At 62.4% G+C, this 15,815-nt stretch carries 15 protein-coding genes; 7 read left to right on the forward strand and 8 right to left on the reverse strand.

Going from position 1 to position 15,815, the window contains the following annotated elements:
• Window positions 1-16 precede the first annotated feature (16 nt).
• The 3 genes from M5C56_RS25610 to choX all read right to left on the reverse strand — a co-directional run bounded on the left by M5C56_RS25610 (window position 17) and on the right by choX (window position 3,042).
• Entirely contained in the window at window positions 17-982 is a 966-nt protein-coding gene (locus tag M5C56_RS25610; protein ID WP_100942532.1) for an L-carnitine dehydrogenase, read from the reverse strand.
• Window positions 983-1,137: 155 nt separating this feature from the next.
• Window positions 1,138-2,025, reverse strand: a complete 888-nt coding sequence (locus M5C56_RS25615; protein WP_103495253.1) for a 3-keto-5-aminohexanoate cleavage protein — start codon at window positions 2,023-2,025, stop codon at window positions 1,138-1,140.
• A 72-nt stretch (window positions 2,026-2,097) separates the two neighbouring features.
• Window positions 2,098-3,042 (reverse strand): choline ABC transporter substrate-binding protein, encoded by a 945-nt coding sequence (choX, locus tag M5C56_RS25620; protein WP_103495254.1) that lies wholly within the window; start codon window positions 3,040-3,042, stop codon window positions 2,098-2,100.
• Between the two features lie 194 nt (window positions 3,043-3,236).
• Between choX and M5C56_RS25625 the strand changes: the two genes are divergently transcribed.
• Entirely contained in the window at window positions 3,237-4,181 is a 945-nt protein-coding gene (locus M5C56_RS25625) for a GlxA family transcriptional regulator (RefSeq protein ID WP_100942529.1), read from the forward strand.
• A 155-nt stretch (window positions 4,182-4,336) separates the two neighbouring features.
• Here the strand turns inward: M5C56_RS25625 and M5C56_RS25630 are convergent, their stop codons facing one another.
• From M5C56_RS25630 to M5C56_RS25645, 4 genes are all read right to left on the reverse strand, one after another.
• On the reverse strand, window positions 4,337-4,753 hold the full coding sequence (locus tag M5C56_RS25630) for a DUF3010 family protein (protein WP_103495255.1): 417 nt from the start codon (window positions 4,751-4,753) through the stop codon (window positions 4,337-4,339).
• Window positions 4,754-4,923: 170 nt separating this feature from the next.
• Window positions 4,924-5,409, reverse strand: coding sequence for a DUF3592 domain-containing protein (locus tag M5C56_RS25635; RefSeq protein ID WP_103495256.1), 486 nt, complete (start codon window positions 5,407-5,409; stop codon window positions 4,924-4,926).
• Between the two features lie 69 nt (window positions 5,410-5,478).
• The gene (locus tag M5C56_RS25640) at window positions 5,479-6,255 is read right to left on the reverse strand and encodes a DUF4239 domain-containing protein (RefSeq protein ID WP_103495257.1); all 777 of its coding nucleotides are present in this window, start codon (window positions 6,253-6,255) and stop codon (window positions 5,479-5,481) included.
• An 86-nt stretch (window positions 6,256-6,341) separates the two neighbouring features.
• Window positions 6,342-6,743: a lysozyme inhibitor LprI family protein gene (locus tag M5C56_RS25645; RefSeq protein WP_103495258.1), complete on the reverse strand. Its 402-nt coding sequence runs from the start codon at window positions 6,741-6,743 to the stop codon at window positions 6,342-6,344.
• A 269-nt stretch (window positions 6,744-7,012) separates the two neighbouring features.
• Here M5C56_RS25645 and M5C56_RS25650 point away from each other — a divergent pair, with 269 nt between their 5' ends.
• From M5C56_RS25650 to M5C56_RS25675, 6 genes are all read left to right on the forward strand, one after another.
• Window positions 7,013-7,990, forward strand: coding sequence for a dipeptidase (locus tag M5C56_RS25650; RefSeq protein WP_100942521.1), 978 nt, complete (start codon window positions 7,013-7,015; stop codon window positions 7,988-7,990).
• Window positions 7,991-8,085: 95 nt separating this feature from the next.
• Window positions 8,086-8,616 (forward strand): DUF5943 domain-containing protein, encoded by a 531-nt coding sequence (locus M5C56_RS25655; protein ID WP_100942520.1) that lies wholly within the window; start codon window positions 8,086-8,088, stop codon window positions 8,614-8,616.
• A 15-nt stretch (window positions 8,617-8,631) separates the two neighbouring features.
• On the forward strand, window positions 8,632-10,692 hold the full coding sequence (dgcA, locus tag M5C56_RS25660; RefSeq protein WP_103495259.1) for a dimethylglycine demethylation protein DgcA: 2,061 nt from the start codon (window positions 8,632-8,634) through the stop codon (window positions 10,690-10,692).
• Window positions 10,693-10,818: 126 nt separating this feature from the next.
• Entirely contained in the window at window positions 10,819-12,762 is a 1,944-nt protein-coding gene (dgcB, locus tag M5C56_RS25665; protein WP_103495260.1) for a dimethylglycine demethylation protein DgcB, read from the forward strand.
• Complete coding sequence (locus tag M5C56_RS25670) at window positions 12,762-13,982, forward strand: electron transfer flavoprotein subunit alpha/FixB family protein (RefSeq protein WP_103495261.1); 1,221 nt, start codon at window positions 12,762-12,764, stop codon at window positions 13,980-13,982. The genes dgcB and M5C56_RS25670 overlap by 1 nt, the downstream gene beginning before the upstream one ends.
• 15 nt (window positions 13,983-13,997) lie before the next feature.
• Complete coding sequence (locus M5C56_RS25675; protein ID WP_103495262.1) at window positions 13,998-14,768, forward strand: electron transfer flavoprotein subunit beta; 771 nt, start codon at window positions 13,998-14,000, stop codon at window positions 14,766-14,768.
• A 7-nt stretch (window positions 14,769-14,775) separates the two neighbouring features.
• Here M5C56_RS25675 and M5C56_RS25680 read toward each other — a convergent pair whose 3' ends face one another.
• On the reverse strand, window positions 14,776-15,237 hold the full coding sequence (locus tag M5C56_RS25680) for a transglycosylase SLT domain-containing protein (RefSeq protein WP_103495263.1): 462 nt from the start codon (window positions 15,235-15,237) through the stop codon (window positions 14,776-14,778).
• Between the last annotated feature and the right edge of the window lie 578 nt (window positions 15,238-15,815).

Consider the following 15,815-nt stretch of genomic DNA (forward strand, 5'->3'; position numbering starts at 1 on the left):
CCAGACACCGAAAAACTTACTCGCTGAAACTCATGCCATGTTTGGCCTTGGTGGTCTTCACCGCCTCCAGCACCGCCAGCAGGCAGTCGTCACGATAGCGTTCCAGGGCCGAGATGCTGTGTTTGCCCAACTGATCGCTGGTGCCGTCGACCACATCGTCAATCAGCTTCTCGGTCAGTTCCGGTGCAGGCAGGTAGGTCCACGGCAACTGCAACGCCGGGCCGAACTGGGCCATGAAGTGCCGCATACCGGCATCGCCACCGGCCAGGGTGTAGGTCAGGAAGGTGCCCATGAACGACCAGCGCAGACCCGCGCCAAAGCGGATCGCATCGTCGATTTCGCCGGTGGTGGCGACGCCGTCGTTGACCAGGTGCAGAGCCTCGCGCCACAGCGCTTCGAGCAGACGGTCGGCGATAAAACCTGGGACTTCCTTGCGCACATGCAGCGGGCGCATGCCGAGGGATTCATAAACTTTCATCGCGGCTTGCACGGCTTCAGGGGCGGTGTTCTTGCCGCCGACCACTTCCACCAGCGGCAGCAGATACACCGGGTTGAACGGGTGACCGACCACGCAGCGCTCCGGATGGGTGGCGCCTTCGTAGAATTCGCTGGGCAACAGGCCCGAGGTGCTGGAGCCGATCAAGGCGTTGGGCTTGGCCGCGGCGCTGATCTTGCCGTGCAGTTCGAGTTTCAGCTCAAGACGTTCCGGGGCACTTTCCTGAATGAAGTCGGCGTCTTTCACGCACTCTTCGATAGTGGCGACAAAACGCAGGCGGTCTTGCGAAGCGCCTGGAGCCAGGCCTTGTTTCTCCAAGGCACCCCAGGCATTGGCGACGCGCTTGCGCAGGGCCGCTTCGGCGCCGGGCGCCGGGTCCCAGGCGATCACATCGAGGCCGTGGGCGAGGGCGCGGGAGACCCAGCCGCTGCCGATGACACCGCTGCCCAGGGCGGCGAAGGTTTTGATTTCGGTGATAAAGCTCATGGCAACTTCCTGCGCAATAGGGTTTTGGCAATACGATCACTTGTAGGAGCAGGGCTTGCCCGCGAAGGGGCCCTCGAAGCCGCCAAAAGCTTCGCGGGCAAGCCCTGCTCCTACAGTTTTGCGGTGTTCTTTGGGAGCAGAGGGGTGTCAGTGGATCAACCGCGCTTGGTCAGCCCCATCTTCACCCGCCCTTCGGCCGGGGTCAGGACGCGGGCGCCCAGGCGGCTGAGGATTTCCGAGGCGCGCTCGACCAACTGGCCGTTGGTCGCCAGCACACCTTTGTCCAGCCACAGGTTGTCTTCCAGGCCGACCCGCACGTTGCCGCCCAGCAGCACCGCTTGCGCCGCCATCGGCATTTGCATGCGGCCAATGCCGAAACCGGCCCACACCGCGCCCGCCGGCAGGTTGTCGACCATGGCCTTCATGGTGGTGGTGTCCGCCGGAGCGCCCCACGGAATGCCCAGGCACAGTTGGAACAATGGGTCGTCCAGCAGGCCTTCCTTGATCAGTTGCTTGGCAAACCACAGGTGACCGGTGTCGAAGATTTCCAGCTCGGCTTTCACGCCCAGCTCTTGAATACGTTTGGCGCCAGCGCGCAGTTGCGCCGGGGTGGAGACGTAGATGGTGTCGCCGTCGCCGAAATTCAGGGTGCCGCAGTCCAGGGTGCAGATTTCCGGCAGCAGCGCCTCGACGTGGGCCAGGCGGGTCAGCGGACCGACCAGGTCGGTGTTCGGACCGAACTCCATCGGGTTCTCGCCGGCACCGATTTCCAGGTCGCCGCCCATGCCGGCGGTGAGGTTGACGATGATGTCCACGTCCGCCTCGCGGATACGCTCCATCACTTCGCGATACAGGGCCACGTTGCGGCTGAATTTGCCGGTCTCGGGGTTGCGCACGTGGCAATGCACCACGGTGGCGCCGGCCTTGGCCGCTTCCACGGCAGCCGCCGCGATCTGTTTGGGCGTGACCGGAACGTGAGGGCTTCTGCCGGTCGTGTCGCCAGCACCGGTGAGTGCGCAGGTGATGATGACGTCGTGGTTCATGGTGCGGGTTCCTTACAGGCGTGGTGGTTCACACCGCAGCCATCAACGGCTGCGGGTGCGATTTTCGGTGATTTACTTGCTGGTCAATTGCAGGTTTTCAGCGGCCGGCTTGCCATCAAAGGTGGTCACTCCTTCCAGCCAGCGGGCCTTGTCCTGCGGGTGATCCTTGAGCCACTGCTTGGCTGACTCCAGCGCGTCCTTGTGGTCGAGCAGCGGTTGCATCATGCGGCTCTCGTCGGCTGCGCTGAAGGTCAGGTTGCTCAGCAGCTTGTTCACGTTCGGGCATTGTTCGGCGTAGGTCGGCGCGGTGACGGTCCAGACGGTGGCCATGCCTTCGTTCGGGCCCAGGGCGTTTTCGCTGCCGGTGAGGTAGGTCATCTGCACGTTGACGTTCATCGGGTGCGGCGCCCAGCCGAAGAACACCACGGCTTCCTTGCGCCGCACGGCGCGATCCACCGCCGAGAGCATGGCCGCTTCACTGGATTCCACCAGTTGGAACTTGCCCAGGCCGAACTGGTTCTTGGCGATCATTTCCTTGATCTGGGTGTTGGCGCCCGAGCCGGGCTCGATGCCGTAGATCTTGCCGCCCAGCTCTTTCTCGAACTTGGCGATGTCGGCGAAGGTCTTCAGGCCCTTGTCGGCCAGGTAAGTGGGCACGGCCAGGGTGGCGCGGGCATCCTTGAGGCTCGGTTCGGCCAGGACCTTGACCTGCTTGGCGTCGACGAACGGGGTGATGGTCTGGGTCATCAGCGGGTTCCAGTAGCCCAGGAACATGTCCAGGCGCTGGTCGCGGATGCCGGCGAAGATGATTTGCTGGGAGGCGCTGGTCTGCTTGACCTGGTAGCCCAGGCCATCGAGCAGCACCTGGGTCATGGCACTGGTGGCCATGACATCGGTCCAGTTGACCACGCCGAGGCGAACGTTCTGGCAGGAGGCTTGGTCCGCGGCCATGACCCCTGTGCTCAGGAGCGCGGTACCGGTGAGTGCAAGCGCACAGCGGCTGATCAGTCGTTTCATGATGGTTTCCTCGGCAGGACGTTATTGTGGGGCCCGGCGTCTTCGTGCGCCGGTGATGCCACGTTACGCAGCCCGGCCTTGCTGAAAACGCACAGCGGCGACCGACTCTTGCACAGCAGCGACCTGTGCTCTTGTGGCCGTCGTGCAACTGGCGTATCACGTCGGGAACGCTACCCGTCTTGCGAGCGCGTTCCATGTCCCAGGATTTCTATTTCTTGTTGATGCCGGGTTTTTCGGCGATGGGTTTTATCTCGGCGATCGAGCCCCTGCGGGTGGCCAATCGCTTTCGCGGCGAGCTGTATCGTTGGCATGTATTGAGTGCCGATGGTGGGGCGGTGCTGGCGAGCAATGGCATGTCGGTCAACGCCGATGCGGCGCTGGAGCCGTTGAAGAAGGGGGCGACGTTATTGGTGGTGGCGGGTTTCGAGCCGCTGAAGTTCGCTACCCCGACGTTGGCGCACTGGTTGCGGCGTCTGGACCATGAAGGCGTGACGTTGGGCGGTATCGACACCGGCAGCGTGGTGCTGGCCGAAGCCGGTCTGCTGGAAGGGCACCGGGTGACCCTGCACTGGGAGGCGCTGGAGGCCTTCAAGGAATCTTATCCACAGCTGGAAGTGACCCAGGAGCTGTTCGAGATCGACCGCCGGAGGATCACCTGTGCCGGCGGCACCGCGTCCATCGATATGATGCTCGACCTGATCGGCCAGGCCCACGGCCCGGAACTGGCGATCCAGGTGTCCGAGCAGTTCGTGCTGGGGCGTATCCGCCCGCGCAAGGATCACCAGCGCATGCAGATCGCCACGCGCTACGGCATCAGTAACAAGAAGCTGGTGCATGTGGTCGGGGAGATGGAACAGCACATGGAGCCGCCGTTGAGCACGCTGGAGCTGGCGGAGTCGATCAAGGTCACGCGGCGCCAGTTGGAGCGTTTGTTTCGGCTGTATCTGAAGGACACACCGAGCAATTTCTACCTGGGCTTGCGGCTGGAGAAGGCGCGGCAGTTGTTGCGCCAGACGGACATGAGCGTGCTGGAGGTGAGCATCGCCAGTGGGTTTGAATCGCCGTCGTATTTCACCCGCAGCTACCGGGCGCGATTTGCCCAGTGCCCGCGGGAGGATCGGCGCGGGATCAAGGTGTAGGTGGTGTTGCGCGCAGCACCGGGCATGAAGGCCGAACACCACCCTTTGTGGGAGCCGGCTTGCTGGCGATGGCGGCCGATAAGGCGATGCAAGACTCCCTGGCCTCATCGCCAGCAAGCCGGCTCCTACAGGGTGGCGGTGTTGAAAGACCCGGCTTACTTTTTCATCAGCGCTGCACAGGCCGTCTTATAGGCTTCATGCTGATACTTGTTCAGCGTGGCCTGCAAGGCGAAGTCGAACTTCTTGTTCTGCGCGTTGATGGTCTGCGGCGACAGCAGCGTCACCTCGCAGTTTTCCAGCAACTGGAAAATCCCTTCGATCTTGAAGGTGGTCGGCCCACCGGCAAATTCGCCTTTCTTGCTGCGCTTCTTGATAGCAATCCGCTCGATGCCCGCATCCTGGATAAAGGCTTTGACCTGGGCGGCGAAGGCTTTGACGTTGGCGGCCTCGTCATCCTCGTCCAGGGCGATTTTCTTGATGGCGACGGCCACATGCGCGAGGGCGCTGCCCTGCAAGGTGGCGATGGCGAAGATGGCTTCGCTGCCTTTGATTTCGATGCCGCAGAGGGTCATTGGAGTCCTTGGAGCGTTGGGGGAGGCGCCATGTTACCCCTTGTAGGAGCGAGCTTGCTCGCGATGGTGGTCAACGATAACGCGGGAAGTCTGATACCCCGTGGTGTCTGGCCATCCATCGCGAGCAAGCTCGCTCCTACAGTGGGGCAGCGGCGATTAGCCGGAGGCGCTCAGTAGTAGACCCCCTCCTCACGAAACCTGGCCATCTGCCGGTAATTCCAGCACAGCAGGCAAAGGCACAACGCGATCAGGCTCACACTGGCGCTGAAGATGTAGAAGTCCGCGCGTTTGAAGCTGAATTCGCTCTTCAGGCTGTGAAAGCTCGGAAACCAGTCGGAATAGACGATCTGCACGTGATCGCCAATCTGGTACGTCGGGTTTGCCACCATCGCGTTCAGGGAGTGAACGCCCTGGCCGCGGTTGCCCAACTCGTAGTCGAAGGCGTAGTAGATATCCGCTGGGGACGCCTGTCTGCGGGTGTCGATGATTTGCGTGATGGTGCCGGTCACTTCCCGTGGCGCCGCCTTGATGGCGGCATACAGCAGCCCGCCGCTCTTGGATAACGCCGCCATGCCAAAGGCCAGGAAAATCAGGAAAAGCAGCAGGACACCTCGGGTAAAGAGGTAGTCGTGTTCGGTTTCTCGGGGCGCGTACATTCAAGTTCCTTTTGAATGAGTGGGTTCACTGCCCAGTCTAGTCGCTGTCCGTGGCCCGTGCAGGGCGCGTTAATCCATGGTTTTGCGCAGGTCGAGCATGATCTGGTCGAAGTAGTCGACGCGGATAAGGCCGATCCGCGGGTACTCGAAATCCAGGATCACATACAGCACACAGACCATCACCAGCGCATAACCCAGGCTGTACAGCCAGTTGCGCCTGGCCGTGCCGGCCATGTCGTAGCCGATGAACAGGGCGCTGACCAGGGTCAGGGCGACCAGCATCAGGTAGATCACCAGTGGCGGGTGGGTGTCCTGGGCCACTCCCCGGGTGGTGGTGATGTCGATCATCTGGTTGAGGGCTTGCAGCAGATTGGAGCCCAGCGCCGGCGTGGGCATCTGCGGCAGCGCGGCGACCGACTGTTTCCAGATCTCCAGCTGCAAGGCATTGCCCCGCGCGTTGTCCAGGCTGGAACGGTCGAGTTCGTTGAGGTCGCGGTAGTAGGCGATGCGTGCGTCCACATAGTCGCGAAACGCCTGGCGCAAGGCCGGTTGATTGGCCGGCGGCAACAGGTCCAGGCGTAACCAGGCGGTGCCCATGGCGTTGGTTTCTTCGACGATCAGATTGCGCCGGGCATCCAGCCGGGTGGCCGCGCCGGAAAAGGTGAAGGCGATCAACAGCGCCAACAGGCCAAAAACCGCGCCTTCGATGGCGCTGGTGCCGGTCCGCGCACCCTCGGGGTCAAGGGCCAGATGGTGGTTGCCGATGCGGCGACCGATTTCAATAAACAGCACAATGGCGAGAAAAATCGCCAAGGCATACAGCGGAATGGCTGAAAGTGAGCGCATATGAAGATCCTGTGATGATCGTCAACGACTCGCCTGTACAGCCAATTCAGGACGGGATGCGCTCCAGTGTAGACAGCCGCCCGGGATTATTCCTGGGCAATCGACTCAAGAAACTCCGACCGTTCGTCGCTCTTGCTCGCCAGGCAGTCGTACTGGTCGATGGTGAACGGCTTGCTCCCGGGTTTGGCCGGCAGCGGCGCAATGGCGCAATCGGCATCCCGCGACTTGATCCAGAGCTGTTGGGCCGCCTGCAGCTTGCCGGTGATATCGGCTGCTTGCGCCTTGTCATTGGCGTATTGCGTCTTGACCCGCTCCAGCAGCGCTTCGAAGTTTTCCTTGAGCAATTGCTCGGCGGTGTTCTTGCTGTAGGTGGCGCACTCCAGGGTCTGCTGGTCGTTTTCGACCGCGTCGCAGGGCGAGTTGTCCGCGTCTTCGGCCGCGTGGGCACCCAGGCTGACAAGCGCCAAAGCCAGGAAAATCGATTTCATTGCGGCGTCCCGATCCTTGATCAAAAGAGGTGGCAGAGCGATGGAGGGCAATTCTGTCTCAAGCCCGGGCCAAAGAATAGTCGTACATGGACAAGTACTTAAACCTACGGGCCGGAAATGCCCATGGCAACGTCCCTTTGTCGCGGATTGACGCTTTCGGCAATTCCCCTGTCGTTTTTGCACCCGGCTCTCCGGTCCCCTGGGCATATGCTGACCCCAAAGCGCCGGCAGACGATTCGGCGCGTGAATCGCTAATAGGGGACAGCCTGATGAGCCCAGCCGAACTGCACGCCGACAGCATCGTTATCGACGGGCTGATCATTGCCAAGTGGAACCGCGAACTGTTCGAGGACATGCGCAAAGGCGGGCTGACCGCCGCCAACTGCACCGTGTCGGTGTGGGAGGGCTTCCAGGCCACCGTCAACAGCATCGCCTCGAGCCAGAAACTGATCCGCGAGAACAGCGACCTGGTGATGCCGGTGCGCACCACCGCCGATATTCGCAAGGCCAAGGAGCTGGGCAAGACCGGCATCCTCTTCGGCTTCCAGAATGCCCACGCTTTCGAAGACCAGATCGGCTATGTCGAGATCTTCAAGCAGCTGGGCGTCGGCATTGTGCAGATGTGCTACAACACCCAGAACCTGGTGGGCACCGGCTGCTATGAGCGTGACGGCGGCCTGTCGGGCTTCGGTCGCGAGATCGTTGCTGAAATGAACCGCGTCGGCATCATGTGCGACCTGTCCCACGTCGGTTCCAAGACCAGCGAAGAAGTCATCCTCGAATCGAAGAAGCCGGTGACCTATTCCCACTGCCTGCCTTCGGGTCTGAAAGAACATCCGCGCAACAAGTCCGACGCCGAACTGAAGTTCATTGCCGACCATGGTGGTTTTGTCGGTGTGACCATGTTCGCGCCGTTCCTCGCCAAGGGCATCGATTCGACCATCGACGACTACGCCGAGGCCATCGAGTACGTGATGAATATCGTCGGCGAAGACGCCATCGGTATCGGCACCGACTTCACCCAGGGCCACGGCCAGGACTTCTTCGAATACCTGACCCACGACAAGGGCTACGCCCGTCGTCTGACCAGCTTCGGCAAGATCATCAACCCGCTGGGCATCCGCACCGTGGGCGAGTTCCCCAACCTCACCGAGACCCTGCTCAAGCGCGGTCACCCTGAGCGCGTGGTGCGAAAAATCATGGGCGAAAACTGGGTCACCGTCCTCAAGGACGTCTGGGGCGAATAACGCCGCGGTCTTTTCCCAACTGACACACACCCTGCGCGCCGGTCGCGCAGGGCGTAAGCGGCCAGCCGCGATCAACGAATTCTGGAGTGTTACCCATGGCTAAAATCGCCCCGCAACTGCCTATCGAAGTCGACAGCGAAACCGGTGTCTGGACGTCCGACGCCCTGCCGATGCTCTACGTGCCACGGCACTTCTTCGTCAACAACCACATGGGCATCGAAGAAGTCCTGGGTGCCGATGCCTACGCCGAGATCCTCTACAAGGCCGGCTACAAATCCGCCTGGCACTGGTGTGAAAAAGAGGCCGAATGCCATGGCCTGGAAGGTGTCGCGGTGTTCGAGCACTACATGAAGCGCCTGTCGCAACGCGGCTGGGGCCTGTTCAAGATCCAGGACATTGACCTGGACAAAGGCACCGCCAGCGTCAAGCTCGAGCATTCGGCGTTCGTCTATGTCTACGGCAAGGTCGGGCGCAAGGTCGACTATATGTTCACCGGCTGGTTCGCCGGCGCCATGGACCAGATCCTGGCCGCACGCGGCAGCGCGATTCGTACCGTGGCCGAGCAGGTCTACGGTGGCTCCGAAGAAGGTCACGACGACGGCTTGTTCACCGTCAAGCCGTTGTAAGTCGAGGATCGCACCATGGCTTTCGAAGCAATGTTCCAGCCGATCCAGATCGGCAAACTGACCATCCGCAACCGCGTGCTCAGTACCGCCCACGCCGAGGTGTATGCCACCGACGGCGGCATGACCACCGAGCGTTATATCCGTTATTACGAAGAGAAGGCCAAGGGCGGCATCGGCCTGGCGATCTGCGGCGGTTCGTCCGTAGTGGCCATCGACAGCCCGCAGGAATGGTGGAGCTCGGTGAACCTGTCCACCGACCGCATCATCCCGCACTTCCAGAACCTGGCCGACGCCATGCACAAGCATGGCGCCAAGATCATGATCCAGATTACCCACATGGGTCGTCGCTCGCGTTGGGATGGCTTCAACTGGCCGACCCTGATGTCGCCCTCGGGCGTGCGTGAGCCGGTGCACCGTGCCACCTGCAAGACCATCGAGCCGGAAGAGATCTGGCGGGTGATCGGCAACTACGCCCAGGCTGCGCGCCGGGCCAAGGAAGGCGGTCTCGACGGCGTCGAACTGTCCGCCGTGCACCAGCACATGATCGACCAGTTCTGGAGCCCGCGGGTCAACAAGCGCACCGACGAATGGGGCGGTACCTTCGAAGGCCGGATGAAGTTCGGCCTGGAAGTGCTCAAGGCCGTGCGCAAGGAAGTCGGTGACGATTTCTGCGTCGGCATGCGTATCTGTGGTGACGAGTTCCACCCGGATGGCCTGTCCCACGAGGACATGAAGCAGATCGCCAAGTATTACGATGACACCGGCATGCTCGATTTCCTCGGTGTGGTCGGCTCGGGGTGCGACACCCACAACACCCTGGCCAACGTGATCCCGAACATGAGCTTCCCGCCGGAGCCGTTCCTGCACCTGGCGGCCGGGATCAAGGAAGTGGTCAAGGTCCCGGTGCTGCACGCGCAGAACATCAAGGACCCGAACCAGGCGACCCGCATTCTCGAAGGCGGTTATGTCGATATGGTCGGCATGACCCGCGCGCATATCGCCGACCCGCACCTGATCGCCAAGATCAAGATGGGCCAGATCGACCAGATCAAACAGTGCGTCGGTGCCAACTACTGCATCGACCGCCAGTACCAGGGCCTGGACGTACTCTGTATCCAGAACGCCGCGACCTCCCGTGAATACATGGGCGTGCCGCATATCATCGAGAAATCCACCGGGGTCAAGCGCAAGGTGGTGATCGTCGGTGCCGGCCCTGCCGGGATGGAGGCCGCTCGCGTGGCCGCCGAACGTGGGCACGATGTGACCCTGTTCGAGAAGAAGGACGCCATTGGCGGGCAGATCACCACGGCTTCGAAAGCGCCGCAGCGTGACCAGATCGCCGGTATCACCCGTTGGTTCCAGCTGGAGCTGGCGCGTCTGAAAGTAGACCTGCGCCTGGGTGTCGCCGCCGATGCGGCGACTATCCTCGACCTGCGTCCGGATATCGTGGTGCTGGCTGTCGGCGGGCATCCGAACCTGGAACAGAACGAACACTGGGGCGCCGCCGAAGGGCTGGTGGTCAGCAGCTGGGACGTGCTCGATGGCAAGGTCGCACCGGGCAAGAACGTGCTGGTCTACGACACCATCTGCGAGTTCACCGGCATGTCGGTCGCCGACTTCCTCGCTGACAAGGGCAGCCAGGTTGAGATCGTCACCGACGACATCAAGCCGGGTGTGGCGATTGGCGGTACGTCGTTCCCGACCTACTACCGCAGCATGTACCCGAAAGAAGTGATCATGACCGGCGACATGATGCTGGAAAAGGTCTATCGCGAGGGCGACAAGCTGGTGGCGGTGCTGGAGAACGAATACACCGGCGCCAAGGAAGAGCGGGTGGTCGACCAGGTGGTGGTGGAGAACGGTGTGCGTCCGGATGAGGAAATCTACTACGGGCTCAAGGAAGGTTCGCGCAACAAGGGCCAGATCGATGTCGAAGCCCTGTTCGCGATCAAGCCGCAGCCTTCGCTGAGCGAGTCGGGCGACGGTTACTTGCTGTTCCGCATCGGCGACTGTGTGGCCCAGCGCAACACGCACGCGGCGATCTATGACGCGTTGCGTCTGTGCAAGGATTTCTAAGCCAACCTCCTGTAGGAGCCGGCTTGCTGGCGATGAACGATAACGCGGACTGCCTGATGCACCGCGTCGCCTGAATCGCCAGCCAGCCGGCTGTTACCGAGCCCCGAGGTCTTTGGGAGCTGCACCATGTTGAACACCCTTCTTCCCATCCTGTTGTTTGCCGCCCTGGGCCTTGCCGTCCTCGGCGCGCTGCGGCGGGTAGCCATGTGGCGTCGCGGTCGACCGTCGAAAGTCGATCTGCTCGGCGGCCTTTTCGCCATGCCCAAGCGCTATATGGTCGACCTGCACCACGTGGTGGCGCGGGACAAATACATTGCCAATACCCACGTCGCCACGGCCGGCGGTGCGGTGGCGTCCATTGTGCTGGCAATCCTGGTGCACGGTTTCGGCCTGCATAACCGCATCCTCGGCTATGCCCTGCTGCTGATGTCGGCGGTGATGTTTGTCGGTGCGATCTTTGTTTATCTGCGCCGCCGCAACCCGCCTTCCCGTCTGTCGAAAGGCCCGTGGATGCGCCTGCCGAAAAGCCTGCTGGCGTTCTCGGCGTCGTTTTTCCTGGTGACCCTGCCGGTGGCCGGTATCCTTCCGGAAGATTTCGGCGGCTGGGTATTGGCCGTGATCCTCGGCATCGGTGTGCTGTGGGGCGTGTCGGAGCTGTTTTTCGGCATGACCTGGGGCGGTCCGATGAAGCATGCCTTCGCCGGTGCCCTGCACCTGGCCTGGCACCGTCGCGCCGAACGCTTCGGCGGCGGCCGTTCCACCGGCCTCAAGCCGCTGGACCTGAGCGACCCGAAAGCGCCGCTGGGCGTGGAGAAACCCAAGGACTTCACCTGGAACCAACTGCTGGGCTTCGACGCCTGCGTGCAGTGCGGTAAATGTGAAGCCGCCTGCCCGGCATTCGCCGCCGGCCAGCCGTTGAACCCGAAAAAGCTGATTCAGGACATGGTGGTCGGCCTGGCCGGCGGCACCGACGCGAACTTCGCCGGCAGCCCGTATCCGGGCAAAGCCATCGGCGAGCATTCAGGTAACCCGCATCAGCCGATCGTCAACGGCCTGGTGGACGCCGAGACCCTGTGGTCCTGCACCACCTGCCGCGCCTGCGTCGAGGAATGCCCGATGATGATCGAGCACGTCGATGCCATCGTCGACATGCGCCGTCACCTGACCCTGGAAAAAGGCGCGACCCCGAACAAGGGGGCCGAAGTCCTGGAAAACCTGATCGCCACCGACAACCCCGGCGGTTTCGCCCCGGGCGGTCGGATGAACTGGGCGGCGGACCTGAACCTCAACCTGCTCGGCGAGAAGAAAACCACCGACGTGCTGTTCTGGGTCGGCGACGGTGCCTTCGACATGCGCAACCAGCGCACCCTGCGTGCTTTCGTCAAAGTGCTGAAGGCGGCCAAGGTCGACTTCGCGGTACTCGGCCTGGAAGAGCGCGACAGCGGTGACGTGGCCCGGCGCCTGGGTGATGAGGCAACCTTCCAGCTGTTGGCCAAACGCAATATCCAGACCCTGGCCAAATACAGCTTCAAGCGCATCGTCACCTGCGACCCCCACAGTTTCCATGTGCTGAAAAACGAATACGGTGCTTTCGGCGGCGAATACCTGGTGCAGCATCACAGCACCTATATGGCCGAACTGATCGGCGCCGGTGCCCTGAACCTCGGGCAGCACAAAGGCAACAGCGTGACCTATCACGATCCGTGCTACCTCGGCCGCTACAACGGCGAGTATGAAGCGCCGCGCGATGTACTGCGGGCCCTGGGGATCGAGGTCAAGGAAATGCAGCGCTCCGGCTTCCGTTCCCGTTGCTGCGGCGGCGGTGGCGGCGCGCCGATCACCGATATTCCCGGCAAGCAGCGGATTCCCGATATGCGCATGGACGACATCCGCGAAACCGGTGCCGAACTGGTGGCGGTCGGTTGCCCGCAATGCACGGCGATGCTCGAAGGCGTGGTCGAACCGCGTCCGCTGATCAAGGATCTGGCCGAGTTGGTGGCCGACGCCCTGCTTGAAGAAGCGGCGCCGAGCAAACCGGCCCCCAAGCGTGAACCCGCGGAGGTGCACTGATGAGCGATATTATCCGCCGCGACCCTCGCGCCGAGTGGATCGCCCGTAACCGCCTGCACCCGTTGCACGCGGCCATGCAACCGCAGCAACAGAGCTGGATGGGGCCTAACGGCCTGGTCCGCAAGAATGTCCATGGCGTCGGTTTTATCGGCCCCAACGGCATCAAGCGCATCGACCGCAGCGGCGCCCAGCAGGGCGGCGCGACCAAGCGTTCGGCCAGCGTCGAAGTGCTGCTGCCACTGCATCAGGTGCCGCAACCGGCGTTCTATATCAGCGTGGTGCCAGACATGGTCGGCGGTCGCCTGAGCAGCCACGACCGCGACCTGCTGGGCCTGGCCCATCAGATGGCGGGCAAGGACGGCGCGGTGCTGGCGGTGGTCTTTGGCGAGCACAAGGAATCCGCCTTCGAAACCGCCGGCGTCGACCGTCTGCTGGTGCTCGATGGCAATGAGTTCAGCGGTTATTCACCGGAACAACGGGTCCAGGGCCTGCGGGCTGTGGATAACCAGTTCAATCCCCGTCACTGGTTGCTGCCGGACAGCCGCAGCGGTGGTGGCGAACTGGGCCGCCGCCTGGCCGCGAGCCTGGGTGAGCGCCCGGCCACGCGGGTCTGGCAGGTCAAGGGCGAGGAGTGCATCGGCCGTGCCGGTGCAGGCCTGCAGGATCTGGCGCGACCCTTGGCCCGGTTGATCCTGGCCGCCGCCGAATGCGCCGAGCCGGTCAGCGAAACCCGTCATGAAGCCTTGCCCGTGGAGTTATCCACAAGCGTGGTGCGCAGCTTGCCGAGGATCGAAGATCTCGGCGCGGTGGCGGTGGACCCAGGGGCGATTCCCATGGCCGAAGCCGAATTTATTTTCTCCGGCGGCAACGGGGTCAAGGACTGGGCGCTGTTCCACGAAACAGCGGCGGCCCTGGGCGCCACCGAAGGCGCATCACGGGTGGCGGTGGACGACGGCTTTATGGCCCGTGAGCGCCAGGTCGGCGCCAGCGGCACCTGGGTCACCGCACGGGTCTACGTGGCCGTGGGGATTTCCGGGGCGATCCAGCACCTGCAAGGCATCGGTGCCTGCGACAAGGTGGTGGCGATCAACCTCGATCCGGGTTGCGACATGATCAAGCGCGCCGACCTGTCGGTGATCGGCGAAAGCAGCGAGATCTTCCGCGCCCTGATCGCGGCGGTGACGGCATACCGCAACGGCGCCAAGCGCGATGCGGCTTAAGGTAGGGATGACGTCATGAGTACGAATGTAATCAGCCTGGTCTCCATCGGCGCCCACCCCACCTCCGGCCGCGCCCGTCGCGCCGAACAGGATGCCCGCGCGGTGGAACTGGGTTTGCAACTGGCTGGGGATAACTTGCAGGTGGTGCATGCCGGCGATGTCTCGGAGCCGGCGCTGCGGGCTTACCTGGGCATGGGCCTGGACGAATTGCGGGTGCTGGAACAACCGGCCGGCGCCGATGCGCTGCCAGTCCTGACCGATTATCTGCGCGACGCCGGCGCCCAGTTGGTGCTCACCGGCAGCCAGGCGGAAACCGGTGAAGGCTCGGGCATGCTGCCGTTCCTGCTGGCGGAAAACCTCGGTTGGCCGCTGGTGGTGGGCTTGGCCCAGGTCGAGTCCATCGAACACGGCGTGGCCCATGTGCTGCAAGCTTTGCCACGGGGGCAGCGGCGCCGTTTGAAAGTCCGTCTGCCGTTTCTCGCGACGGTGGATAACGCCGCGCCCAAGCCACGGCAGAGCGCCTACGGACCGGCGCAACGGGGTGTGTTGCAGGCCGAGGAAGTGGAGGTGCTGGAGGATGAGTTATTCACAGGCGCCTTGCTGCAACCGGCCAAGCCACGGCCCAAGCGCTTGAAGGTGATCAAGGCCAAGAGCGGCGCCGACCGGATGAAAGCGGCCACGGCCAAGGCCAGCGGCGGCGGTGGGCAGGTGCTCAAGGGTGTCAGTGCCGAGGCCGGGGCCGATGCCATTCTCAAGCTGCTGATCGAGGAAGGCGTGCTGCGCTGAAGCCCGTTCAGCGCCGTGTAGATCGGTACAGCACCAACAACTCACGGTAGTAGTGCCACACCTGCAACGCATAGTGCTCGCGTCCGTCGCCCTGCTCCGGCAGGGCGTCGGCGTTGTAGGCGCCCACGGCCGGCCAGCCGTAACCCAACTGCTGAATGAACTGCGCCAGAAGCCAGGCCCCGACCATGACACTGGTACAGGGCTCGCTCTGCAGCTTCTTCTCGTCTATACCAAAGGCCGCCAGGCGCGGCAGATGCCGGCTGTTGATCTGCATCAGGCCGATGTCCCGGCTGCCGTCGCGGTTGGTATTGAGCGCCGCCGGGTTCATGCCCGACTCGACCTGGGCGATGGCATAGAGCAGCAACGGGTCGATGTGATAACGCTCTCCGGCCTCCTGAAAGCAGTTGGCCTCGGCGCTGACGGCCAGGATCAGGTAGAAGACGACGAGCAGGGTGTATGGGTGGCGCATTGGGCTCCCTCGCAAAGCGTGAGGCCAAGACACCTCCACTACAAGAACATGGCGCGCTATGGACAGAGTGTAGCCGCGTGTTCGATGACGTCATTTCCCTCCGGATGAAAGATAAACCCCTGCCTGACAGCCAAGTTTCCACAGAGACTGTGGGTCGGCCTGTGGATAAGGTGTTTGTGCATGGCTACAGCCCATGCCAATCAACGCCTGTAGCCCTTCGTACGAAAAATGATCAACCTAACCGACGGTTTTTATTCGAATTTTTATGTGGATAAGGGCGTTGTCGGGTTTCGCTTGGGCGCCGACTTGTTAACAAAGTCTGTTGGCGTATATGTGGATAAGATGTTTGCTGTCCTCTGTAGGCCTTGTTTTATATGGCCTGTAGAGGATTGCTCAAAAAACGCCCAAACAGGCCTTTTACGGCACTCGACCGGCCTGAAACCTTCATATCTCGCGGCTTTCAGCGGTTTTCCACAGATGAGTGGAAAAATGCCCGACTTGCACACAAAGTCTGTTGGCGCTTCTGTGGATAAGGTGTTCGCGGTCCTCTACAGGCCTTTAAAAACGTGGCCTGCAAG

The sequence above is a fragment of the Pseudomonas sp. MWU13-2862 genome, assembly GCF_023242495.1.
Taxonomy (GTDB): domain Bacteria; phylum Pseudomonadota; class Gammaproteobacteria; order Pseudomonadales; family Pseudomonadaceae; genus Aquipseudomonas; species Aquipseudomonas gingeri_D.